The following is a 23365-nucleotide window of genomic DNA, read 5'->3' on the forward strand; positions in this document are numbered from 1 at the left end:
GTGGTGGCGGCGGCCACGGCGGAGGTGGTGGCAGCGGCGGGGGTGGTGGCCATGGCGGAGGTGGTGGAAGCGGAGGCGGCGGTAGCGGCGGTGGTGGAAGCGGGCACAGCGGCGATGGCGGCGGCGCCAGCTCGGGCCGTGGCGGCGCGGATGATGGCGGCAATCACGAAGCCAACCATGAGGCTAACCACGAAGCGAATCATGAGGCCAATGAGGCGGGTGATGACAACGGTGCAGGGCAGGGCGCGGATGACGGGGCCGATCACGATCTCGGGGATGATCGCGGCGTCGACCGGAACTGAGATTTGAGTTGCTTGCACCGGCCTTTTCGCGGGCAAGCCCGCTCCCACAGGTACATCACTAACCTTGAGGGTTGTGTAGTGCCTGTGGGAGCGGGCTTGCCCGCGAAGAGGCCTGTGCAGGCAAATGCAGATTCAGATGGATAACCGCACCACCCGATTATCCAGCACTTGCGGCTCCGGCGCCCGGCGCTTGTTCACCACCAGTTCGCCGATTGCGATCAGCCGGGTGCGCGTGACATTGCGCGACAACCCCAGCAACTGCGCGGTATGCACCTGGTTGTAATGGCAGAAGTGGTACGCCGAGCGCAGTAGGGCATTCTCGACCTTCTCGTACAAATCCCCGGGCTGTTCCTCGTACAACCGGCTGAACGCCTGTTGCAGCAGGTCCTCCACGCCATGGCTCGCCGGCTCGTCCTCCTGGCGCTCCAGGCGCAGGTTGGACAGGCGCAGGTCCTGTGCCTGCACCAGTCCGTCGCCGCAGGTCAGCAGGCTGTGGTGGATGACGTTCTCCAGCTCGCGAATGTTGCCCGGCCAGCTGTATTCGACCAGCTTGGCCTGGGCCTTGGGGCTCAGCTCCACCGGCCCGTAGCCCAGCCGTTCGCTGTAGCTGCGGATGAAGTGCCGGGCCAGCGGCAGGATGTCCCCCGGCCGGTCACGCAGCGGGTGCAACTGCAGGGTCACCACGTTCAGCCGGTAGTACAGGTCTTCCCGGAAGTGCCCGGCGTTGATCGCTTTCTCCAGCTGCACGTTGGTCGCCGCCAGCACCCGCACATTGATCGGGATGCTCTTGCGCGAGCCCAGGCGCACCACTTCGCGCTCCTGCAACACGCGCAGCAGCTTGACCTGGATCGGCAGCGGCAGGTCACCGATCTCGTCGAGGAACAGCGTGCCGCCGTTGGCCTCTTCGAACCAGCCGGCCTTGGCCGCCAGGGCGCCGGTGAAGGCGCCCTTTTCATGGCCGAACAGCTCGGCCTCGACCAGCGACTCGGAAAACGCACCGCAGTTCACTGCGATGAACGGGCCGTTGCGCCGGCCGCTGAGGTTGTGGATGTGGCGCGCGACCAGCTCCTTGCCCGTGCCGGTTTCGCCAATGATCAGGACGCTGGCCTCGCTAGGGGCGACCTGTTGCAGGTGGGCGAGCAGCGCCTGCGACCTGGGGTCTTCGAAGACCTGTGCGGTCGCCCTGATCGAGGTAGCCAATGTCGGTGACGGGGGGAGGGTCAGCAGTTGCATGAGCGATCCTTAGGAGTAGAAGGATGGGGCGGGGCGCTTGCCGCCGAGGGCCCACTCGCCGAGCTCGTGGATACGGTAATCCACCGGGTCGTGCAGGGTTTGCGTCCTCAGGTTGCGCCAGTGGCGGTCGAAGCGCAGCGAGGCGTGGGTGGCGCGGGCGCCGGTCACCTCGAACAGGCGGTTGCAGATGTCCAGGCCGTGGCGCGTGGCCGCGACCTTGGCGGTGCCGATGGCCAGGGCCAGGTCGCCGCGTTCCTCGGCGCTCAGCGCTTGCTCCTTGGCCCAGGCGCTGTCGAGCTGGCGGGCGGCGCGGTCGATCAGCAGGCGCACGCTCTCCAGGCCCACCCAGAACTCGCCGTAGTGACGCAGCACGTAAGGGTCTTCGGCGCTGCTGGCAGCGCTTGAGCGGAACCACGGCCGGCTTTCCTTGAGGCTGTACTGGCGCGCTTCGTCGAAGGCACCTTCGGCAATGCCGAGGAACAGGTTGGCGAAGTGCAACTGGGCGATCAGCGGGCGCAGGGCGGCGAACGGTGTGCTCAACGGGCCGGGGTCGAGCAGCAGTTCGCTGTGCTCGACCCGCACCCGTTCGAAGGTGGCGCTGCCACTGTCGGTCTGGCGCTGGCCGATGTTGTTCCAGTCGTTGTGCAGGGTGATGCCGGTGCGCCCGCTGGGGATGGCGGCGATCAGCAGCTTGCCGCCGGCACGCTCGTCCACTGCCGATGCGATCAGCATTTCCGAGTCGCTGGCGCCGGAGCAGAAGCTCTTCTTGCCGGAGAACTCGCACCAGCCGTCGAAGTGCTTGACCACGGTGCGGGTGTCCAGCGGGTTGAGTGCGTTACCCCAGAACCAGTGCTTGCGCGCGGTTTGCTCGAACCAGGGTTGCCACTGGTCCGGGCGCGAGAACAGGCGCACCGTGGCCAGCATCAGGTGGTGGAAGCCGAACACGTGGGCGAGCGAACTGTCGACCCGGGCGAACTCGCGCACCACCTCGAAGGTGTCATGCCAGTTCGCACCCTGGCCGCCGAACGCCTGTGGAATCACCAGCGACAGCAAACCGCTGCCGCGCAGGGCGTCGCGTTCGGCCTTGGGCGTACCACCGCGCTCGTCGCGCTCCACTGCGCTCTGGGCGAACTGTGTGGCCAGTTCGCGCGCGACCGCCAGTGCCGGGCGGGCCGCATGCAAAGGTGCATTCATGGCGACTCCTCAGGCGCTTTGGCGCAGAGCGTGATGGGCGCCGAACAGCGGCACCGCGCGCTGGGCAGCCAGGCGAATGCGTGCGTCCAGGGCATCGCTGGAAACCCGGTAGTCGGCAAGCTCGGCCTGGCTGGCGTAGACGCCGATAGGCAGGGTCAGGGCCTGCAGGAAGCTGAACAGTGGGCGCAGCTGGTGGTCGAGCACCAGCGCGTGGCGCTCGCTGCCACCGGTGGCGGCGAGCAGCACCGGGGTGTCGACCAGCGCGTCCTGGCCGATCAGGTCGAACAGGTGCTTGAAGTGGCCGGGGAAGCTGCCGCGGTAGACGGGTGCCGCAACCACCAGCAGGTCGGCTTTTTCCACCAGGCGCAGCTGTTGTTCCACGGCGTCGGGCAGTTCGCTGCGCCACAGCGCGGCACCCAGTGGCCGGGCGATGTCGCCCAGTTCGATCAGGTGTGGCTTGATGTGCAGATGCTGGCCGAGTTCGGCGAGGATGGCCTCGGTCAGGGCCAGGGTGCGCGATGGGCGGGTGGTGCCGCCGGACAGGGCGACGACGTTCAGTGGGGTGCTCATGGGCAGGTCTCCGGTTCTTGTTGAGCGGGGGACTTTGCTTGAGCAATCGTCGTGCCGAGTTGTTAATTCTTTTTAGATCAACAGGTTGCGAGTTTAAGGGCGCTACCGGTGTTGCCTTGTGGGCGTTGATTGTTGATCAGGTGTTGCGCTGCAGACAGTTGGCCGGGTGTTGGCGGCTGTACAGTTGGGAGAGTTATAGCGCAATTGTGATTAACAAAAAAAGAATAAGAATTCATATTGTTATGCATTTTTGAGGCGAAAAAAAGCCCGCTGACCGAGCGGGCTGAAAGGCACAACGCTTGCGTGATTCAGTGGTCATGCAGATATCGCAGTGGTCGCAGTGTGCCGCCCGGCCCGGCGGGGCGATTTGCCCAGCGTGACATTCTCTTGAGGCTGCCTGACAAAACGCCATGCGGGGCTGGCAGGCGGGTGGGCGGGCGTTTGAAGATCGGCCGGCACACCTTCTTGCACTGCCATCCAGGAGTCATGTCATGAGCGATATCCAGCTGTTACCTGCCGTGGTCGAGTTCCTCGCCAGGCCCCATGGCCATTTCATCGAGGGCCGGTACCTGGCGGGCGAGGCGGGGCCATCGATCGCTATCCATGACCCCTCCAGCGGCGCGGTCATCGCCCGGGTTGCCGAGGCCAGCGACGCCGAGGTCGAACGCGCGGTGCGCAGTGCGCGGCAAGCCTTCAAGGGCGCCTGGGCCGAGGTTTCGCCGTATCACAAGGGCGTGGTGCTGAACCGCCTGGCCGACCTGATCGAGGCCAATGCCGAAGAGCTGGCGCAGCTGGAAACCCTGTGCTCGGGCAAGTCGATCAACCTGACCCGCGGCCTGGAGATCGCCCAGAGCGTGGTATTTTTGCGCTACTTCGCCGGTTGGGCGAGCAAGATCACCGGGCAGACCATGACGCCCTCGATCCCGTCGTTTGCCGGCGAGCGCTACACCGCGTTCACCCTGCGCGAGCCGGTGGGCGTGGTGGCGGGGATCGTGCCGTGGAATTTCTCGGTGATGATCGGCATCTGGAAGATCGCCTCGGCGCTGGTCACCGGTTGCACCGTCGTCATCAAACCCAGCGAGTTCACCCCGCTGACGTTGCTGCGCATCGCCGAACTGGCCATCGAAGCCGGTGTGCCGGCGGGCGCGCTCAACGTGCTGAACGGCCGTGGCCAGGCCGGGCAGCGGCTGATCGAGCACCCGGACGTGGCCAAGGTGGCCTTCACCGGTTCGGTACCGACCGGTATTGCCGTGGGCAAGGCGGCCATGGCGGCCAACCTGACCCGCGCCACCCTGGAGCTGGGCGGCAAGAATGCCGCGGCCCTGCTGGCCGATGTCGATGTCGACGGCGCCGTGGCCGGTATCGTGCAAACGGCCTACGTGCACCAAGGGCAGGTCTGCGCATCGCCAGAGCGTTTGTACGTGCACCACAGCAAGGTCGAGGAATTCACCCGCAAGCTGGGCGCGGCGCTGGGGCAGATGAAGATCGGCTCGGCACTGGACCCTGAGGCGCAGTTCGGGCCGCTGGCCAATGCCGCGCACCTGCAGAAGATTCTCGGCTTCTTCGAGCGGGCGCGGGCCAACAACACGGTGGTGTGTGGTGCCAGGGCGGTTGACCGGCCTGGGTATTTCGTCGAGCCGACCGTGGTGCTGGCCAACGGCGCCAGCGACCCGTTGCTGCATGAGGAAACCTTCGGGCCGATCGTCTGTGTGCTGCCGTTCGATAACGAGCAAGAACTGGTCGAGCTGATGAACGACAGCCCATATGGCCTGACCGCCAGCCTGTGGACCAACGACCTGTCCAAGGCGCTGCGGCTGATCCCGCAGATCGAGGCCGGCACGGTGTGGGTGAACATGCACACCTTCCTAGACCCGGCGGTGCCGTTTGGCGGGACCAAGGCTTCCGGGGTGGGGCGTGAGTTCGGCAGCGCGTTCATCGAGGACTACACCGAGTTGAAGTCGGTGATGATCAGGTATTGATTGCCCCCAGGCGTGTGGGCGCGGTTACTTGCCACTGCGCCCATAGGCCTGGCTGATGCGGTCGATCACCATCGCCAGTGCGACGATGGCCAACCCGGCTTCGACCCCTTGGCCGACATTGAGCGTCTGGATCCCGGCCAGCACATCCTCGCCCAGCCCGCGGGCGCCGATCATCGAAGCCACCACCACCATCGACAGGGCCATCATCACCGACTGGTTGAGCCCGGCCATGATGCTCGGCAATGCCAGCGGCAGGGCGATGCGCCGCAGCCGCTGCCAGCGGCCGGCGCCCAGGCCATGGGCGGCTTGCAGCAACGACGGGTCGATCTGGCTCAGGCCCAACTCGGTCAGCCGTACCAGCGGTGGCAAGGCATAGATCAAGGTGGCGAACACCGCCGGCACCTTGCCCAGGCCGAACAGCATCAGCACCGGGATCAGGTAGACGAAGGCCGGCAGCGTCTGCATCACGTCCAGCACCGGCAACAACAGGCGCCGGGCCAGCGGGCGGGTGGCCAGGAGTATGCCCAGCGGCACGCCGACCAGCACGCACAGGCCGGTACTGACCAACACCAGCGCCAGGGTCTGCAGCAGTTTGTCCCACAGCCCGAGCATGCCGATGAACGCCAGCAGCGCAACCAGCACCACGCTGCGCAGCAGGCTGCGGCTGGCGTGCCAGGCGAGCAGGCCGACCAGCAGCAACAGCAGCCACCAGGGCATCAGGCGCAGCAGGTTCTCCAGGCCGACCAGCAATTGCAGCAGCTGGTCGGAGACACTGCGCAGGTGGTCGCCATAGTGCAGCACCAGCCAGTCGACCAGGCGGTTGATGGTGTCGGCGAAGGACAGTTGCAGGGCTTGGGGGAAGCCCGCGCTCACAGGCTGGCCTCGACTTTGCCGGCCACCTCAGCCGGCAGCCAGGCCTTCCACACGTCCGGGTTGGCACGCAGGAAATCCTTTGCTGCGTCGACGGGCTGCTGGCGTTTCTCGTTCATTTCGGCCAGGGCCTTGTTCAACCGGTCGATGGGCAGGTCGACCTTCTCGAACACCGCTACCAGGTCCGGGTAGCCCTCGCGAAACGCCTTGGACACGCCGATCGACAGTTTCGCCGGCAGCGACTGGCTGCCTTTCGGGTTGGGGTTTTTCGCGTCGGTCAGGGTGGCCCAGGCGGCCGCGTCGAACGGCGGCTCCTGTAGACGCACAAGGTCATAGCGACCGATCAGCGGTGTCGGGCTCCAGTAGTAGAACAGCACCGGCTGGTCACGGCGGATGGCCGAGCTGATTTCGGCGTCCAGCGCTGCACCCGAGCCGCTGCGGAAGTTGTTGTACAGGCCGTCGAGGCCATAGGCCTTGAGCTTCTGGCTGTTGACGGTCTCCGAGGTCCAGCCGCTGGGGCTGTTGAGGAAACGGCCTTTTTCAGGCGCTTCGGGGTCGCTGAACACCTTGGGGTAGCGCTTGAGGTCATCGACGCTGCGCAGGTCAGGGGCCAGCGGCTTGAGGCCTCGGGCCTTGTCGCCCTTGATCACGTAGGCCGGCACCCACCAGCCTTCCTCGGCGTTTTTCACCGTGTCGCCCAGGGCGAACACCTGGCCGGCCTGTTCGGCCTTGACCCAGGCGGGGCTGCGCCCGGCCCATTCCTCGGCGATCACCTGCAGGTCGTTGCGCGCCAGCGCCACTTCCATGCTCACGCTGCTGCCGGGAAGGGTGTCGGTGGGGTAGCCGTAACCGTGCTCGACGATGTGGCGCAGGATTTCCGTGGTCAGGGCGCCGCTTTCCCAGCCGATGGCGCCGAAGTGGATGGGTTTGCCAGCTTCTGCCGATGCGGCGCTGTCGGTGCTGGCCAGGCCGAGGGTGAGCAACAGGCCGGCCAGCAGCGCAGGGATTTTTTTCATGGGGGCCTCGTCGATTGCCACTGCATGGGTTGCGGCAAGTGTAGACGACGGGTTTTCACTGCCTGCGGGAAGGCTTTCGCAATGGGCGCGGCAGGGGCATGCACGAACAATCCGGCCACGCATGCCACCCGGGCAGGCGGCACAAGGACTGAAAACATGAAGCTGAAATTGAACTTCACCTATTACCGGAATTTCCGTTTCGACGGCAGGTTGCACATTCGTTGCACAGGGGACGACCTGAAGAAGGTCAACCATATTCGCTACGAAGTCGAACGCATCGATGGCGATGATCCCGTGTCGTTCAACGGCGTATCCGTGTATTCCCAGGCGTACACCGGGGCCCTGGTCAATCATGGCTGCCAGGCCCTGCTTGAAGTCGAAGCCAGGGCCGGCACCTACCGCATTCAACCTCGGGTGATACTGCTCGATGCCGAAGCCGTTGCGCGGGGGCGTCCTGCAGGTGCCGCCGGGGTGATTGATCTCGAACCGTTGCTGGTGCAGGTGCAGGAGCAGGAACTGACACGCAACATGCTGGACAAGGTACCGCTGGCCAGCGGCTCGACAAGGCGTCGACGCTCGCTGCCGGACGTTCAGTTACCTGCGTATGAGGCGCTTGCACTGAGCGAGCCTGGCAAGGCTTGCCCGCCGTTGATCATCCGCTTCGTCAAGGGCGGCTACCAGCGCTTGCTTGTCGATCTGGAGCCCGAATCCAACTCCAGGCTGGTGCAGTTGTGGCCCAGGCTCAAGCAGGTCATCGACCCTCAGCCTCTGCTGGCTGCGGGGGAGCGCAATCACCCGCGACTGCAGGTGCTTGCCGACTACGGCATGCTGAAACAGCCGGCGAGCATGCTCAATGACACCTTCGTCAACCTGGCCAGAACCCTGGCGGCACTGGAGTATGTCGAGTCCCTGCAGTTCCATGTCGATGTGCAGGAGCCAAGCCCGCCAGTGTTTGCCGTGATCGCCGGTCTGATCACGCTGCTTGGCGGCGTTGCCGTCGTGTTGGCAAAGCGTGACAGCACGGATGCACAGCCCACCCCGGACTTCGAAAAGCAGCAGCATTACCTGGATGCGCCCAATTACCGTTGGAAAGGCTTGAACGTGCGGCGTGCCTGGGGCAGGCAGGTGACAGGCAAGGGTGCACGAATCCATTTCTCCGATGGCGGCCTGTTCCCCCAGCACGAAGACTTGCGCGATAACCCGAACCTGAGGGTCGTGACTCAAGGCCCCAACCACAACCCCAAGCACGGTACTGCCTCAGCCGGCATCCTGGTGGCGACCGCCAATGGTCTGGGCGTTTCGGGTATTGCGAAGGACAGCGAACTGTACCTCTATAACAACAGAGCCGAGGACGCCACCTGGCTGTCGCTGACGATCAGCGCCTTGCTGCGTCATGTCGAGCCCGGCGATATCGTTGGCATCAACCGCCAGACCATCAATCCCGCAGACCCGAATACCTTGCTACCTGCCGTGCACGATGCGTTGTGGCGGGACATGGTGCGTGAACTGGTACGGCGTGGTGCCGTGGTGGTGGCCGCAGGCTGCAATGGCAGCAGCCGTACCGATGCCGACCATGGCACGGTCGCCGGGCACGGGGTCGACCTGTCGCAACATCGAAACTTCGCCGATCACGCCGATGTTGGTGCCATTCTGGTGGGCGCATGCCAGTCATGGGATGGCAAACCCCATGCTTACTCCAACCACAACTATCGGTACCGCATGCTCAACGCCTGGGGCGACAGTGTGGTCACGCTTTCGTATGGAGACTTGCAGGACGAGGAGGGGGACGACAGGGATTACACCGACACCTATGCCGGTACGTCGTCGGCCACCCCGATGGTGACAGGCGCCTTGAGCCTGATCCAGTCCTATGCGATGGAGCAGCATCACATCTACCTCAACGCGGACCAGATGCACCTGCTGGTGATGGCGTCAGGGTACGGTGAGGCGACACTGCCCGACACCGACGTCTTGCCGATGGGGGCCAGGCCCAACGTGGAGGGGGCGTTGGTCTTACTTGACCAGATTCTGGGAGGCGGGCGCTTTCACCCGGCGTGATTGGCCTTGAGCGGTGCCGCTGCGCCTGTGCGCGCAGCGGCACCCTGGCTCAGACGCGGAACTGGTCCATCAGTGCCTGTTGCTGGTTGGCCAGGCTGTTCAGCGACTGGCTGACCCGCGCCGATTCGTTGGCCTGGCCGGACAGCGACTCGGTGACATCGCGGATGGTTGCGACGTTGCTGTTGATCTCTTCGGCCACTGCGCTCTGTTCCTCGGCGGCCGAGGCGATCTGCAGGTTCATGTCGGTGATCACGCTCACCGCCTGGCCGATGCGCTGCAGCGCGGTCACCGCCTGGCCGACCTGCTCGACACCGCCCTGGGCCTGGCGGTGGCTGCTGTCCATGGCACCGACCACTTCACGGGTACCCGTCTGCAGGGCTTCGATCACCTGGCGGGTTTCTTCCACCGATTCCTGGGTGCGCTGGGCCAGGTTGCGCACTTCGTCGGCGACCACGGCGAAGCCGCGGCCGGCCTCACCGGCGCGGGCCGCTTCGATGGCGGCGTTGAGCGCCAGCAGGTTGGTCTGCTCGGCGATCGAGCGGATCACCTCGAGCACCGAGCCGATCTTCTCGCTGTTCTGCGCCAGGCCTTCGACTTCGGCCATGGCGCTGCTCATGTCGGCGGCCAGGGCATCGATGCTGCTGGTGGTGCGGTCGATCACCGCCAGGCCTTCACGGGTGGCCTGGTCGGCATCGCGTGCAGCCTGCGCGGCCTGGGCGGCGCTGCGGGCGACGTCCTGGGCGGTGGCGCTCATTTCGTGGGAGGCGGTGGCCACCTGGTCGACCTGGCGGTACTGCTGCTCCATGCCGGCACTGGTTTCAGTGGCGATGGCCGAGGACTGGTCGGCGGTGCCACGGGCGGCCTGCACCGAGCGCTTCACCTCGGCAATGGTCGGTTGCAGCTTGTCGAGGAAGCGGTTGAACCAGCCGGCCAGCTCGCCAAGTTCGTCGCGCTTGTCGTAGGTCAGGCGGCGGGTCAGGTCGCCTTCACCGCTGGCGATGTCCTTGAGCATGGCGGCCACGCCGAGGATCGGCTTGGTCACGCCACGGGCCATCAGCCAGACCAGCAGCAGGCCGGCGATCGCCGCCGCCAGGCCCAGGCCCAGCTCCAGCAGGGTGCCGCTGGTGTTCAGGGTGTCCAGCTCTTGCTTGAGTGCTTCGGCGGGGCCGGTCAGGGCGTTTTCCGGCACATCCAGCAGCACGCCCCAGGGTTGGGCGCCGGGGATCGGCTCGAAGGCGGCCAGCACTTTCAGGCGCGCCTGGTCGTGCAGGGTGGTCAGCTTGCCCTCGGCCAGCTTGCGTACCAGTTCGGCGCCCTGGCGCGGGTCGACCTGGTCGAAGCGCTGGGCCAGCTTGCTGGCGTCGGCGCTGTAGCCGGCCAGCAGGCCGACCGGGCTGAGGATGCCGACCGTGGTGCGGCCTTCGTAGAGGCTGCGGCTGGCGTCCTGGCTCAGGGCCTGCAGGCTGTTGAGGTTGATGTCGATGGACAGGGTGGCGAGGATCTTGCCGTTGACCGCCAGCGGGAAGACGATGCTGGTCATCAGCACGCGCTGGCCGTCGATGTCATAGAAGTACGGCTCCACCACGCAGACCTTGCCGGTGCTGCGCGGGCAGCTCCACCAGGTGTTGGCCGGCTGGCCGCTGGGGCCGATTTCGGTGTTGGCCATGTCGTGTTCGGGCAGGGCCATGGCGGTCAGCTGGCCGGCGCGCGGTTGCGACCAGTACAGGGCGAAGCGCCCGGTTTCGTTGCTGCCCAGTTCGGCTTTGCCGGCGAACAGGCTGTCCTTGTTGTCCAGCGCATTGGGCTCGAACACCAGCGACAGGCCGAGCAGGTCGGGGTTGGCCTGCAGTGCGGCGCGCACCTGGCGGGTCATGTCCTCGCGCAGGTCGAAGGCGTCGAGGAAGCGTTTTTCCGCCTGTTCGCGCAGGAACAGCACCTGGCGCGAGAAGCCCGCGCCGTACTGGTAGGCATCCATGAACTGGCGGCGGATGTTCAGGGCCTGAACTTCACCTTGCGACTCGATACGCGACTGCGCGGCCTCGGTGAGCATCTGCATGCTGCTGGCCTTGACCAGGTCCGAGCTGTGGTCCATGCGGTACAGCGAAAGGCCGACGAGGAGGGTGACGATGCCGGCGAGGCATAGACCGGCGAGCAGGGTAATTTTCCACTGGATGGAAAGTTGTCGCAAAGGCATGGGGGTGAATCCCTTTTTTTGGCAGTAAGGGGTTTGGTTTTTTGGGCTTGGATTGGGGCTTCCAGCCTCCACTGTATCGGCCCTGCCCATTTTTTCTTTATTTAAACATTCAATTTAAAGTCACAGCGAAATACGCCGCAATATGGCGCTTTTGACATCTCCCTCCCACTCCGTCAGAGTGCGCGCTTTTTTGTCTGCCGCTATGAGGAACCCCACACCATGAACGCAGTGATCGCCGCCGTCGGCATCATGCTCATACTCAGCCTGTCCCGCGTGCACGTGGTCATCGCCCTGATCATCGGCGCCCTGGCCGGTGGCCTGGTCGGCGGCCTGGGGATCGAAGGCACGCTCAAGGCCTTTAATGGCGGCCTCGGTGGCGGTGCCACGGTGGCACTGTCCTACGCCTTGCTCGGCGCCTTCGCCGTGGCCATCGCCAAGTCGGGCCTGGCCCATGCCCTGGCCGACCGCGCGCTGAACATGATCGACCGCCAGGGCCATGCCAACGGCGGCAAGGTCAAATGGCTGCTGATCGGCCTGATGCTGGTGGTGGCGGTGTCGTCACAGAACATCCTGCCCATCCATATCGCCTTCATCCCGCTGCTGGTGCCACCGCTGCTGTACGTGCTGACGCGCCTGCGCATCGACCGCCGGCTGATCGCCTGCGTGATCACCTTCGGCCTGATCACGCCGTACATGTTCCTGCCGGTGGGCTTCGGCAACATCTTCCTCAACGAAATCCTGCTGGCCAACGTCGCCCGCGCCGGGGTCGATATCAGCGGGGTCAATGTCACCCATGCCATGGCCATTCCGGCGGCCGGCATGTTCGTCGGCCTGCTGCTGGCGGTGTTCATCAGCTACCGCAAGAAACGCGACTACGACCTGGCGCGCATCGAGCAGGTCGAGCAGGTCAGCGTGCAGTACAACCCGCTGACCCTGCTGGTGGCGGGGCTGGCGATCGCTGCGGCGTTCATCGTGCAACTGTGGCTGGACTCGATGATCATCGGCGCCATGGTCGGCTTTCTGATCTTCTCGTTGTCGGGCATCGTGCGCTGGAAGGACACCGACGACCTGTTCACCGAAGGCATGAAGATGATGGCCATGATCGGCTTCATCATGATCGCCGCCTCGGGCTTTGCCGATGTGATGAAGGCCACCGGCGAGGTCAAGAGCCTGGTCGAGACCTCGGCGCAATGGATCGACCACAGCAAGGGCATTGGCGCCTTGCTGATGCTGCTGGTGGGGTTGCTGGTGACCATGGGCATCGGCTCGTCGTTCTCGACGGTGCCGATCCTGGCGGCGATCTTCGTGCCGCTGTGCGTGCAACTGGGCTTCGACCCGCTGGCCACGGTGTGCATCGTCGGTACCGCAGGGGCCCTGGGCGATGCCGGCTCGCCGGCGTCGGACTCGACCCTCGGCCCGACTTCGGGGCTGAACGTGGATGGCCAGCACCACCATATCTGGGACACCGTGGTCCCCACCTTCATCCACTACAACCTGCCGTTGCTGGCGTTCGGCTGGCTCGCGGCGATGACGCTGTAGGGCGTCAGCCCTTGTTGGGCGGTGGCGAGATGCTGTTGAGGACGGTGCTGCCGTCCTTGCTGCGGGTCAGGTAGATCGGCAGCACCTTGGGCAGGTTGTCCACCAGCCGCCCGACCTCGCGGGTGTTGTAGATGCCGCTGATGCGGATGCGCCCGGTGCCAGGGTCGGCCAGCAGCAGCGGGGCGTCGAGGTAGCGGTTGATCACCGGCAGGGCCTGTTCCAGGCTCAGGTTGTCGAGCACCAGCTTGCCATTGCGCCACGCCAGGCTGTTGTCGTAGTCGTCGTTCTCGGCCAGCTGCGGCTCGAAGTCGCCGGTGTGGTAGCTGGCTTGCATGCCAGGGCCAAGGCGGTAGCCGCCGGCGCTGCCATCACTGCTGACCAGCACCGAACCCTGCACCAGCGTGACCTTGACCTGGTCCTGGTACTTCCACACATTGAACTGGGTACCGGTGACGCGGGTCTGGCCATTGCCGGCGCGGACGATGAACGGGTGGCTGCTGTCGTGCTGCACCTTGAAGAACGCCTCGCCACGTTTGAGCGTGACCTGGCGCTGGTCCTTGTAGTTGAGGTAGGTCAGTTCAGTGTGGAGGTTGAGCTCGACCGTGCTGCCGTCGCTCAACTGCACGGTCTGCATGTCGTTACCGGCTTCGAAATGCTGGTAGTGGTTGGGCAACCAGCCTTGCTCCCAACCCACCCAGCCGGCCAGCGGCAACACCAGCAGGGCCAGCGCCGCAGCCGACGCCAGCGGCCGCCAGTTGCGTGCCCGTGGCACGTGCCGGGCAGGCGGGTTGAAGTCGATGACCGTGGCGGTGCGGGGCAAGTGGTCGGCGGTTTGCCAGATTTCCAGCATTGCCTGGTATTCCTCGGCGTGACGCGGGTCGGCCGCCAGCCAGCGGGCGAACGCTTCACGTTCGTCCAGCGTGCAATCGTCGGCGTGCAGGCGCATGCACCAGTGCGCGGCGGCGTCGGTGATGGCATCGTCTGGGCTGGGATTGAGGCGGTCGTGGTTCATCGTGGCTCCGGGTTTTGCGCATTCTACCCCTGCAAAGGGGTTCCCGAGAACCGAGGTAATGGCGAATGACTATCAGTTATGTGGGTTTTTCGTCGGTTTCGCAAGGGATTTCCAGCGTTTGAGAACGCTTCGCGGCAAGCGCGAAGCGCTCCCTTGCCGGCTCAGAACTGCTCGGCCGCCATCGCGTACAGGCTGGCGCTACCGGCGCGGATGCTGGCCTCCAGGGCCAGGCTGCGCGGCAGCAGGCGCTGGAAGAAGAACGCCGCACAGGCCAGCTTGGCGCCATGGAAGCCCGGGTCTTCGGCGTGCCTGGCCTGGGCCACCGCCGCCATGCGCGCCCACATGTAGGCGTAGGCGGTCAGGCCGAACAGGTGCAGGTATTCCACCGCCACGGCATTGACCAGGTTGGCGTCCTCGCCTGCCCGGGCGCGCAGCCATTCGCTGGTGGCCTCCAGGCGCGCCAGGCTGGCTTGCAGGGCTTCGCGGTGCAGTGGTGCCCCGGCGCTGAAAGCCCGCACTTCGGCGGCGAAGCAGGCCAGCGCCTGGCCGCCATCGGCCAGCACCTTGCGCCCGAGCAAATCGAGGGCCTGGATGCCGTTGGTGCCTTCGTAGATCTGTGCGATGCGCACATCGCGCACCCGTTGCTCCTGGCCCCATTCGCGGATGTAGCCATGGCCGCCGTACACCTGCTGGCCGAGCACGCAGCTCTCCAGGCCATTGTCGGTGAAGAACGCCTTGGCCACCGGGGTCAGCAGTGCGACCAGGCGCTGGGCATGCTCGCGCTCGCCGCCATCCTCGGCGTAGCGCGCCAGGTCCAACTGCTGGCCGACATAGGCGGCAAAGGCACGGCCGCCTTCGGTGAGGGCGCGCATGGTCAGCAGCATGCGCCGCACATCGCCATGTTCGATGATCGGGTCGGCTGCCTTTTCGGACGCCTTCGGGCCACTGGCGGCGCGGCTCTGCAGGCGCTCGTTGGCATAGCGCGCGGCGCTCTGGTACGACGCCTCGGCGCAGCCAATGCCCTGGATGCCGATGGACAGGCGCTCGTAGTTCATCATGGTGAACATCGCCGCCAGGCCCTTGTTCGGCTCACCAACCAGGTAACCGCTGGCACCGTCGAAGTTCATCACGCAGGTGGCCGAGGCCTTGATGCCCATCTTGTGTTCGATCGAGCCACAGTGCACGGCGTTGCGCGGGCCGAGGCTACCGTCGGCGGCCACTTGATACTTGGGCACCAGGAACAGCGAGATGCCCTTGGCCCCGGCGGGGGCGTCCGGCAGCTTGGCCAGCACCAGGTGGACGATGTTCTCGGTCAGGTCCTGTTCGCCACCGGTGATGAAGATCTTGCTGCCGCTGATGCGGTAGCTGCCGTCAGCCTGGGGTTCGGCGCGGCTGCGGATCAGCCCCAGGTCGGTGCCGGCGTGGGGTTCGGTCAGGCACATGGTGCCGGCCCAGCGGCCTTCGTACAGCGGCGGCAGGTAGGTGGCCTTCAGCGCTTCGCTGGCATGGGCATCGATGGCCAGGCAGCTGCCGGCGCTCAGGGCCGAATACAGGCTGAAGCTGCAGTCGGCGGCGTAGAGCATTTCTTCGAACAGCACGCCGAGCATTTTCGGCATGCCCATGCCGCCGTACGCCGGGTTGCCGCCCAGGCCGACCCAGCCGCCTTCGCGGTAGGTCCGCCAGGCGTCGCGAAAGCCGTCCGGGGTGGTGACCTGGCCTGCGTCGAAGCGCACGCCTTGTTCGTCGCCATTGCGGCTGAGCGGGGCGATCAGCTGGCCGGTGACCTTCGCGGCCTCTTCAAGAATGGCATCGGCGGTTTCGCCATCGACGCGCTCGGCCAGGGCGGGCAAGCGCGCCCACAGGGCGGGGCCCTGAAACACGTCATGGAGGATGAAGCGCATGTCGCGCAATGGAGCGGTGTAGTCGGTCATATCAGGCTCGATAACGGTTCACAGGGCCTTGGCGCGGTCGCGCAGGACGTATTTCTGGATCTTGCCGGTGGAGGTCTTGGGCAGCTCGCCGAAAACCACGGTCTTCGGCACCTTGAACCCGGCCAGGTGCTCGCGGCACCAGCTGATGATGTCGCTCTCGCGGGTATGCTCGTGCCCGGGCTTGAGGGCGACAAAGGCGCAGGGCGTTTCGCCCCACTTGTCGTCGGCGCGGGCCACCACGGCGGCTTCCAGCACGGCAGGGTGCTTGTACAGGGTGTCCTCGACTTCGATGGTCGAGATGTTCTCGCCACCGGAGATGATGATGTCCTTGAGCCGGTCCTTGATCTCGACATAACCGTCGGCGTGCCACACGGCCAGGTCGCCGGTGTGGAACCAGCCGCCGCGGAAGGCCTCGGCGGTGGCCTCGGGGTTTTTCAGGTAGCCCTTCATCACCGTGTTGCCACGCATGAAGATCTCGCCCAGGGTGTTGCCGTCTTGCGGCACCGGTTGCAGGGTTTGTGGGTCGGCGACCATCAGGCCGTCGAGGGTGGGGTAGCGCACGCCCTGGCGCGACTTGATCCGCGCCCGCTCCTCCAGCGGCAGGTCGTCCCATGCTTCATGCCAGGCGCAGACGGTGACTGGCCCGTAGACCTCGGTCAGGCCATAGGTGTGGGTGACCCGGATGCCCATCTGCTCGACCGCGCCGATGACCTTGGCCGGTGGGGCGGCACCGGCGACCATGGCCTGCACCGGGTGTTCGATGGCGGCCTTGGCGGCTTCGGGCATGTTGACCAGGGCGTTGAGCACGATCGGCGCACCGCACAGGTGGCTGACCCGGTGTTCGCGGATCAGGGTGAGGATCTTCTGCGGGTCGACCCGGCGCAGGAACACGTGGGTGCCGGCCAGTGCGGTGATGGTCCAGGGGTAGCACCAGCCGTTGCAGTGGAACATCGGCAAGGTCCACAGGTACACCGGGCGGTGGCCCATGGCCCAGGTCATCTGGTTGCCGATGGCGTTCAGGTAGGCGCCGCGGTGGTGATAGACCACGCCCTTGGGGTTGCCGGTGGTGCCCGAGGTGTAGTTCAGCGAAATCGCCTGCCATTCGTCCTCGGGCCATTCCCAGGCGAATGCCGGGTCGCCTTCGGCCAGCAGCGCTTCATAGTCCAGGTCGCTGACCGCACGGCCTTCGCCGTACTCGGGGTCATCCACATCGACCACCAGCGGCGGGTGTTCGAGCAAGGCCAGGGCGGCGGTGATCACCGTGTGGAATTCGCGGTCGGTGATCAGCACCTTGGCCTCGCCATGCTGCAGCATGAAGGCGATGGCTTCGGCATCCAGGCGCACGTTGAGGGTGTTGAGCACGGCACCGATCATCGGCACACCGAAGTGCGCTTCGAGCATGGCCGGGATGTTCGGCAGCATCACCGCCACCGTGTCGCCGCGGCCGACCCCGCGCCCGGCCAGGGCGCTGGCCAGGCGCCGGCAGCGCTGGTAGGTCTGGCGCCAGTCGCGGCGAATGGCGCCGTGGATCACGGCAGGGTAATCGCCGTACACGGCGGCGGTCCGTTCGATGAAGCTCAGCGGGGTGAGGGCGACGTGGTTGACGGCAGCGGGCATCAGGCCCTGGGCGAAGATCGACATACGGTAGTCCTGTAGGGGAGGCAGACGCAGCCTGTGCGTGTGGCCCCCCGGTGGCTGATTGTTAGCTCTGATCAGGGTGCGGGCAGCGCGCCGATGGCCGCTTGCCCCTGTCGCAGTTTTACGCGAACCGCTATCGTAGTTGGAATATCGACTATAGCAATATAGTAAAACTACTATAAGAACGAGCGCCGACAGTGGACCAGACCCTTTCACCCTTGCTCGCCAAGGACCCACAACCCAGTGTGCTGCTGGCCGCCGATGCCCGGGCACTGGCAAGCAACCCGGCCTTGCAGGCGCTGACTGGCGCTGGCACGGCACTGGCCGACTGGCTGCCGAGCAACTGTGCAGCGCTGGTGCGTGCCTGCCTGCGCCAGCACCGGGCAATCGCCGATGTGGAAAAACAGGTTGGCGAACGCATTCTGCTGTGGACCTTCATCCCCGATGACCAGGGCCAGCGGGTACTGGCCCGCTGCCGCGATGCCAGCGAAGAGCGCCAGGGCGCGCGTGAAGCCAGCCGCGCCCGGCGCCTGTATCGGCTGATCATCGAGAACACTACCGACCTGATTTCCCGGCACAGCCCGGACGGCCGTTTTCTCGACGCCTCACCAGCTGCCTACCGCCTGCTCGGCCTGTGGCCAGAGCAGCTGCGCGGCATGCCGGTGCGGGCCTTGCTGCACCCGCGCGAGCGGCGCCAGGTATTGCGCCAGGCCGCCGCCGCCCTGGACCAGGACGGTTACCACACCCTGACCTGCCGCGTGCGGCATGCCGGCGGCGGGTATCGCTGGTTCGAGATCGCCAGCCGGGCGATCCGCGAGACCTACACCGGCGCCGTGGTGGAGGTGGTCAGCGTGTCGCGTGACATCACCCTGCGCATCGAGGCCCAGGAAAACCTGGCCCACAGCGCCCGGCTCGCCACCCTGGGCGAACTGGCGTCGGGCATCGCCCACGAGATGAATCAGCCGCTGGCGGCGGTGGTCAACTATGCCAATGCCAGCCAGCGTTACCTGCAAGGCCTGGAGCGCGACCCGCAGGCGCGTGAGCGGGTCGGCCAGGGCCTGCAGCGCATCACCGAGCAGGCAACCCACGCCGCCGAGGTGATTCGCCGCCTGCGCGCCTTCCTGCGCAAGGGGCCACGGCGCCTGCAGGCGGTGGAAGTGGCCGAGGTAGCGGCCGAAGCCATGCGCCTGTGCGCCTGGGAAGCGGCGCGCGACCAGGTCGTTGTCGAACTGCGCATCGGCGGGCCATTGCCGGCGGTGTTTGCTGACCGGGTATTGCTCGAGCAAGTGCTGCTCAACCTGCTGCGCAATGCCATCGAGGCCAACCGCGAGCAGCACGGCGCGCAGCCGTCACGTATCCTGCTCGGCGCCGTGCGCGAGGGCGACGGGGTGCTGATCGAGGTCGCCGACCAGGGGCCGGGCGTGGCCACCGAGCGCCTGGATGAGATCTTCACCCCGTTCAGTACCAGCAAGGCCGACGGCCTGGGCCTGGGCCTGAGCATGAGCCGCAGCCTGATCGAAGGGTTTGGCGGCAGCCTTTGGGCGCGTGCGGGTGAGGCGGGTGGGCTGGTGTTGTGCTGCCGTCTGGCAGTGAACCGGGGATAAGGAGAGGGCAGGGTGCAAGCAAAGGTGTATGTGGTCGACGATGACCAGGGCATGCGTGATTCGACCGTGTGGTTGCTGGAGTCGGTAGGCCTGCAGGGCGTGCCGTTCGCCAGCGGCCAGGCGTTTCTCGATGCCTGTGTGGACGATGGGCCGGCCTGCGTGCTGCTCGATGTGCGCATGCCCGGGCTGGGCGGCATGGCGGTGCAGCAGGCACTGCGCGAGCGCGGCCTGCAGATACCGGTGATTTTCGTCAGCGGCCATGCCGATGTGCCGATCGTGGTGCGGGCGTTCAAGGCCGGGGCGAGCGACTTCATCGAGAAGCCCTACAGCGACCAGTTGCTGCTCGACAGTGTGCAGGCAGCGCTGGAGCGGGCAGGGCAGGCGCGCCAGGGCGACCAGGTGCTGGCCGCGGTGCAGGCACGCCTGGATGCCCTGACGCCCCGCGAGCGCGACGTGTTCGTGCCGCTGGCCCAGGGCCTGAGCAACCGCGAAATTGCCGAGCGGCTGGGCATCAGTGTGAAGACCGTGGACCTGTACCGGGGGCGGGTGATGAAGCGCTTGCAGGCGGGCAGCCTGGCCGAACTGGTAGGCATGGCGATTGCCTGCCGGGCAGTGCAGGCACTGGGTTTGCGCGCGCTGTGAAACGTCGGCGGCAACGGCCGTTTCATGAAAATTTGCATAGCACCCTAATCAAAGCTTTGACATTCACTGCCTAGGCAGTAATATTTTTAAACAATTGCCCGAGCAGACCCCGATGTCCCATTTCACCCCGGAAAATTTCCAGACCTGCGCCATCGGCATGCTGCTGGGCCGTGCGGCGATCCTCAAGGACCGCATTCTCGACTGGCACCTCGAATCGGAGGGCGTCACCGCCGCACAGTTCAAGGTGCTGATCATCGTCACCCAGTACGAGGTGGATACCCCGGCCGAACTGTGCCGCTACCTGGGCCTGGACAGTGGTTCGATGACCCGCATGCTCGACCGCCTCGAGCAGAAGGGCCTGATCCTGCGCAACCGCTGCGCCGATGACCGCCGCCAGGTGCGCCTGGCATTGACCGCCGATGGCCAGCGCCTGGCCGACCGCCTGCCTGAGATTGGCGCGGCGGCGATGAACGAACTGGTCGGCGTGCTGCAGCCAGACGAGCTGAAGACCCTCGAAGGTCTGCTGGCCAAGGTCCTGCTGGGTGCCGGCGACCCGCTGACGATCCGCCGCTTCGGCGATCGTTGATCCCTGTTACGCATATTCCAAGGTATTGTCATGGCCACTCCCGCAGACACCTCAACTCCCCCCGCCGACGCGCCCGCGTCGGGCAAGCGCAAGGCCTGGCTGTTCGGCCTGCTGCTGCTGGTGCTGCTCGCCGGCGCGGGCACCTGGGCCTGGTACAGCCTGGTCGGGCGCTGGCACGAAAGCACCGACGACGCCTACGTCAATGGCAACGTGGTGGAGATCACCCCGCTGGTGACCGGCACCGTCACCAGCATCGGCGCCGATGACGGCGACCTGGTGCATGCCGGCCAGGTGCTGTTGCAGTTCGACCCTTCCGACAGCGAGGTGGCCCTGCAGTCCGCCGAGGCCAAGCTTGCCCGCACGGTACGCCAGGTGCGTGGGCTGTACAGCAACGTCGACTCGCTCAAGGCCCAGCTGGAAACCCGCCAGGCCGAGCTGCAGAAGGCCCAGCAGAACTACAACCGGCGCAAGGTGCTGGCCGACAGCGGCGCCATCGCCGCGGAAGAAATCTCCCATGCCCGTGACGACCTGACCGTGGCCCAGGCCGCCGTCAACAGCGCGCGCCAGCAACTCAACACCAGCACCGCACTGGTCGACGACACCGTGGTGTCCTCGCACCCTGAGGTGATGGCGGCCGCGGCGGACCTGCGCCAGGCCTACCTCGACCACGCCCGCACCACCTTGGTGGCGCCGGTGACCGGCTATGTCGCCAAGCGCACCGTGCAGCTCGGCCAGCGCCTGCAGCCGGGCACCGCGACCATGGCGGTGATCCCGCTGGACGAGGTGTGGATCGACGCCAACTTCAAGGAAACCCAGCTGCGCGACATGCGCATCGGCCAGCCGGTGGACATCAGCGCCGACCTGTATGGCAGCGAGGTCAAGTACAGCGGCACGGTCGACAGCCTCGGCGCCGGTACCGGCAGCGCCTTCGCCCTGCTGCCGGCACAGAACGCCACCGGCAACTGGATCAAGATCGTCCAGCGCGTGCCGGTGCGCATTCACCTGAGCCCAGACCAGCTCAAGGACCACCCGCTGCGTATCGGCCTGTCCACCGTGGTGGAGGTCGACTTGCACGACCAGAGCGGCCCGACCCTGGCCCAGCAGCCACCGCAGCAGGCCAGCTACACCACCCAGGTGTATGACCGCCAGCTGGTCGAGGCCGACGACCTGATCGCCCGGTTGATCCACGAAAACAGCGCCACCGGCAAGACGGCCCAGCGATGAGCAACAACGCTCCGGCCCAGTTCACCCCGCCGAGCCTGTTGCTGACGACCATCGGGTTGTCGCTGGCGACCTTCATGCAGGTGCTCGACACCACCATCGCCAACGTGGCGCTGCCGACCATTTCCGGCAACCTGGGGGTGAGTTACGAGCAGGGCACCTGGGTGATCACCTCGTTCGCGGTGAGCAACGCCATCGCCTTGCCACTGACCGGCTGGCTGAGCCGGCGCTTTGGCGAGGTGAAACTGTTCATCTGGGCCACGTTGCTGTTCGTGCTGGCGTCGTTCCTTTGCGGCGTGGCGCAGTCGATGCCGGAGCTGGTGGGCTTTCGGGTGTTGCAGGGGGTGGTGGCCGGGCCTTTGTACCCGATGACCCAGACCTTGCTGATTGCCGTGTACCCGCCGGCCAAACGGGGCATGGCCCTGGCCTTGCTGGCGATGGTCACGGTGGTGGCGCCGATTGCCGGGCCGATACTGGGTGGCTGGATCACCGACAGCTACAGCTGGCCGTGGATCTTCTTCATCAACGTGCCGATCGGCCTGTTCGCCGCCGCCGTGGTGCGCCAGCAGATGCGCGCGCGGCCGGTGGTCACCAGCCGCCAGCCGATGGACTACATCGGCCTGCTGACGCTGATCGTCGGCGTGGGCGCGTTGCAGGTGGTGCTGGACAAGGGCAATGACCTGGACTGGTTCGAGTCGTCGTTCATCATTGTCGGCACGTTGATTTCGGTGGTGTTCCTGGCGATCTTCATCATCTGGGAACTCACCGACCGCCACCCGGTGGTCAACCTGCGGCTGTTTGCCCACCGTAACTTTCGCATCGGCACCATAGTGCTGGTCGGTGGCTACGCGGGGTTCTTCGGCATCAACCTGATCCTGCCGCAGTGGTTGCAGACGCAGATGGGCTATACCGCCACCTGGGCGGGTTTGGCGGTGGCGCCGATCGGTCTGTTGCCGGTGATCATGTCGCCGTTCGTGGGCAAGTACGCGCACCGCTTCGACCTGCGGGTGCTGGCGGGGCTGGCGTTCCTGGCGATCGGTACCAGCTGCTTCATGCGCGCAGGGTTCACCAGCGAGGTGGATTTCCAGCACATTGCGTTGGTGCAGTTGTTCATGGGGATTGGCGTGGCGCTGTTCTTCATGCCGACCTTGAGCATCCTGTTGTCGGATTTGCCGCCGCATCAGATTGCCGATGGTTCGGGGCTGGCGACGTTCCTGCGCACGTTGGGGGGGAGCTTTGCCGCATCGTTGACGACCTGGATCTGGATTCGCCGGGCGGACCAGCATCATGCCTATTTGAGCGAGCACATCAGCCAGTTTGATCCGGCGACGCGGCATACGCTGGAGCAGTTGGGTGGGGCGAGTTCGCAGAATTATGCGAAGCTGGAGCAGATCGTGAATGCGCAGGCGTACATGATGTCGACGGTGGATTACTTCACCTTGATGACCTGGGTGTTTGCCGGGTTGATTCTGCTGGTGTGGTTGGCGAAGCCGCCGTTTACTGCCAAGGCTGGGCCAGCTTCGGCGGGGCATTGAAGCAGTAGCGTTGCTCTTGCTCTGCTTTTGCTTTGGCTTTGGCTTCTAAGCGCGCGATAGTCCAGGCGACGCAAATTGCGACTTCAGGAGGCCGAACGCAGGTCTTGCGGAGGGAGGTGACGGGCATGGATGCCCGTCAAGCGCTGGGCCCCAGGATGGGGCCTGCAGCGCGGTCCTCCCGGGAGCAAGGCCGGCGCTCGGCCTCCTGAAGTCGCATTCGGCGTTTGCTGAACTACCGCGC

Annotated in this window: 18 protein-coding genes and 1 pseudogene; 8 read left to right on the top strand and 11 right to left on the bottom strand. The window is 65.8% G+C overall.

Annotated elements, in window-relative coordinates:
* The 4 genes from CAF78_RS28915 to msuE all read right to left on the bottom strand — a co-directional run.
* Window positions 1-320 (bottom strand): hypothetical protein (locus CAF78_RS28915; RefSeq protein ID WP_177408570.1); only part of this gene is annotated, 320 nt, incomplete at its 3' end.
* A 114-nt stretch (window positions 321-434) separates the two neighbouring features.
* Window positions 435-1535: a sigma54-dependent transcriptional activator SfnR gene (gene sfnR, locus CAF78_RS24945; RefSeq protein WP_085679261.1), complete on the bottom strand. Its 1101-nt coding sequence runs from the start codon at window positions 1533-1535 to the stop codon at window positions 435-437.
* 9 nt (window positions 1536-1544) lie between these two features.
* A complete protein-coding gene (locus CAF78_RS24950; RefSeq protein WP_085679264.1) occupies window positions 1545-2729 on the bottom strand; it encodes an acyl-CoA dehydrogenase family protein in 1185 nt (394 codons plus the stop codon).
* 9 nt (window positions 2730-2738) lie between these two features.
* Complete coding sequence (msuE, locus tag CAF78_RS24955; RefSeq protein WP_085679267.1) at window positions 2739-3299, bottom strand: FMN reductase; 561 nt, start codon at window positions 3297-3299, stop codon at window positions 2739-2741.
* Window positions 3300-3790: 491 nt separating this feature from the next.
* On the opposite strand from msuE, the gene CAF78_RS24960 reads away from it, so the two are divergent.
* Entirely contained in the window at window positions 3791-5278 is a 1488-nt protein-coding gene (locus tag CAF78_RS24960; RefSeq protein ID WP_085679270.1) for an aldehyde dehydrogenase family protein, read from the top strand.
* 24 nt (window positions 5279-5302) lie between these two features.
* Here the strand turns inward: CAF78_RS24960 and CAF78_RS24965 are convergent, their stop codons facing one another.
* Together CAF78_RS24965 and CAF78_RS24970 are read right to left on the bottom strand one after the other, a co-directional pair.
* Complete coding sequence (locus tag CAF78_RS24965) at window positions 5303-6151, bottom strand: proline/glycine betaine ABC transporter permease (RefSeq protein ID WP_085679273.1); 849 nt, start codon at window positions 6149-6151, stop codon at window positions 5303-5305.
* Window positions 6148-7164 carry an ABC transporter substrate-binding protein gene (locus CAF78_RS24970; protein ID WP_085679276.1) on the bottom strand — a complete coding sequence of 339 codons (1017 nt, stop codon included), beginning with the start codon at window positions 7162-7164 and terminating at the stop codon, window positions 6148-6150. Before CAF78_RS24970 ends, CAF78_RS24965 begins: the two co-directional genes overlap by 4 nt.
* Before the next feature lie 156 nt (window positions 7165-7320).
* Here CAF78_RS24970 and CAF78_RS24975 point away from each other — a divergent pair, with 156 nt between their 5' ends.
* Complete coding sequence (locus CAF78_RS24975; protein ID WP_085679279.1) at window positions 7321-9222, top strand: S8 family serine peptidase; 1902 nt, start codon at window positions 7321-7323, stop codon at window positions 9220-9222.
* A gap of 49 nt (window positions 9223-9271) precedes the next feature.
* Here the strand turns inward: CAF78_RS24975 and CAF78_RS29135 are convergent, their stop codons facing one another.
* Together CAF78_RS29135 and CAF78_RS29140 are read right to left on the bottom strand one after the other, a co-directional pair.
* The gene (locus tag CAF78_RS29135) at window positions 9272-10027 is read right to left on the bottom strand and encodes a methyl-accepting chemotaxis protein (protein ID WP_371856881.1); all 756 of its coding nucleotides are present in this window, start codon (window positions 10025-10027) and stop codon (window positions 9272-9274) included.
* 102 nt (window positions 10028-10129) lie between these two features.
* Window positions 10130-11506 (bottom strand): annotated as a pseudogene (locus CAF78_RS29140) (HAMP domain-containing protein); the annotation flags it as partial.
* A gap of 129 nt (window positions 11507-11635) precedes the next feature.
* On the opposite strand from CAF78_RS29140, the gene CAF78_RS24985 reads away from it, so the two are divergent.
* Entirely contained in the window at window positions 11636-12955 is a 1320-nt protein-coding gene (locus CAF78_RS24985) for a Na+/H+ antiporter family protein (RefSeq protein WP_085679285.1), read from the top strand.
* 4 nt (window positions 12956-12959) lie between these two features.
* Here the strand turns inward: CAF78_RS24985 and CAF78_RS24990 are convergent, their stop codons facing one another.
* The 3 genes from CAF78_RS24990 to CAF78_RS25000 all read right to left on the bottom strand — a co-directional run bounded on the left by CAF78_RS24990 (window position 12960) and on the right by CAF78_RS25000 (window position 17539).
* On the bottom strand, window positions 12960-13967 hold the full coding sequence (locus CAF78_RS24990) for a FecR family protein (protein ID WP_085679288.1): 1008 nt from the start codon (window positions 13965-13967) through the stop codon (window positions 12960-12962).
* 161 nt (window positions 13968-14128) lie between these two features.
* On the bottom strand, window positions 14129-15898 hold the full coding sequence (locus CAF78_RS24995; RefSeq protein WP_085679291.1) for an acyl-CoA dehydrogenase C-terminal domain-containing protein: 1770 nt from the start codon (window positions 15896-15898) through the stop codon (window positions 14129-14131).
* 18 nt (window positions 15899-15916) lie between these two features.
* On the bottom strand, window positions 15917-17539 hold the full coding sequence (locus CAF78_RS25000) for an acyl-CoA synthetase (protein WP_085679294.1): 1623 nt from the start codon (window positions 17537-17539) through the stop codon (window positions 15917-15919).
* 194 nt (window positions 17540-17733) lie between these two features.
* Here CAF78_RS25000 and CAF78_RS25005 point away from each other — a divergent pair, with 194 nt between their 5' ends.
* The 5 genes from CAF78_RS25005 (at window position 17734) to CAF78_RS25025 (ending at window position 23124) form a co-directional block, all read left to right on the top strand.
* The gene (locus CAF78_RS25005) at window positions 17734-19140 is read left to right on the top strand and encodes a sensor histidine kinase (protein ID WP_085679297.1); all 1407 of its coding nucleotides are present in this window, start codon (window positions 17734-17736) and stop codon (window positions 19138-19140) included.
* A gap of 12 nt (window positions 19141-19152) precedes the next feature.
* Window positions 19153-19782 carry a response regulator transcription factor gene (locus CAF78_RS25010; RefSeq protein WP_085679300.1) on the top strand — a complete coding sequence of 210 codons (630 nt, stop codon included), beginning with the start codon at window positions 19153-19155 and terminating at the stop codon, window positions 19780-19782.
* A gap of 112 nt (window positions 19783-19894) precedes the next feature.
* Window positions 19895-20368, top strand: coding sequence for a MarR family winged helix-turn-helix transcriptional regulator (locus CAF78_RS25015; protein WP_085679303.1), 474 nt, complete (start codon window positions 19895-19897; stop codon window positions 20366-20368).
* Window positions 20369-20398: 30 nt separating this feature from the next.
* Complete coding sequence (locus tag CAF78_RS25020; protein WP_085679306.1) at window positions 20399-21592, top strand: HlyD family efflux transporter periplasmic adaptor subunit; 1194 nt, start codon at window positions 20399-20401, stop codon at window positions 21590-21592.
* Window positions 21589-23124, top strand: coding sequence for a DHA2 family efflux MFS transporter permease subunit (locus CAF78_RS25025; protein ID WP_085679309.1), 1536 nt, complete (start codon window positions 21589-21591; stop codon window positions 23122-23124). Before CAF78_RS25020 ends, CAF78_RS25025 begins: the two co-directional genes overlap by 4 nt.
* Window positions 23125-23365: the final 241 nt, after the last annotated feature.

The sequence above is a fragment of the Pseudomonas sp. R28(2017) genome (assembly GCF_002112505.1).
GTDB lineage: Bacteria > Pseudomonadota > Gammaproteobacteria > Pseudomonadales > Pseudomonadaceae > Aquipseudomonas.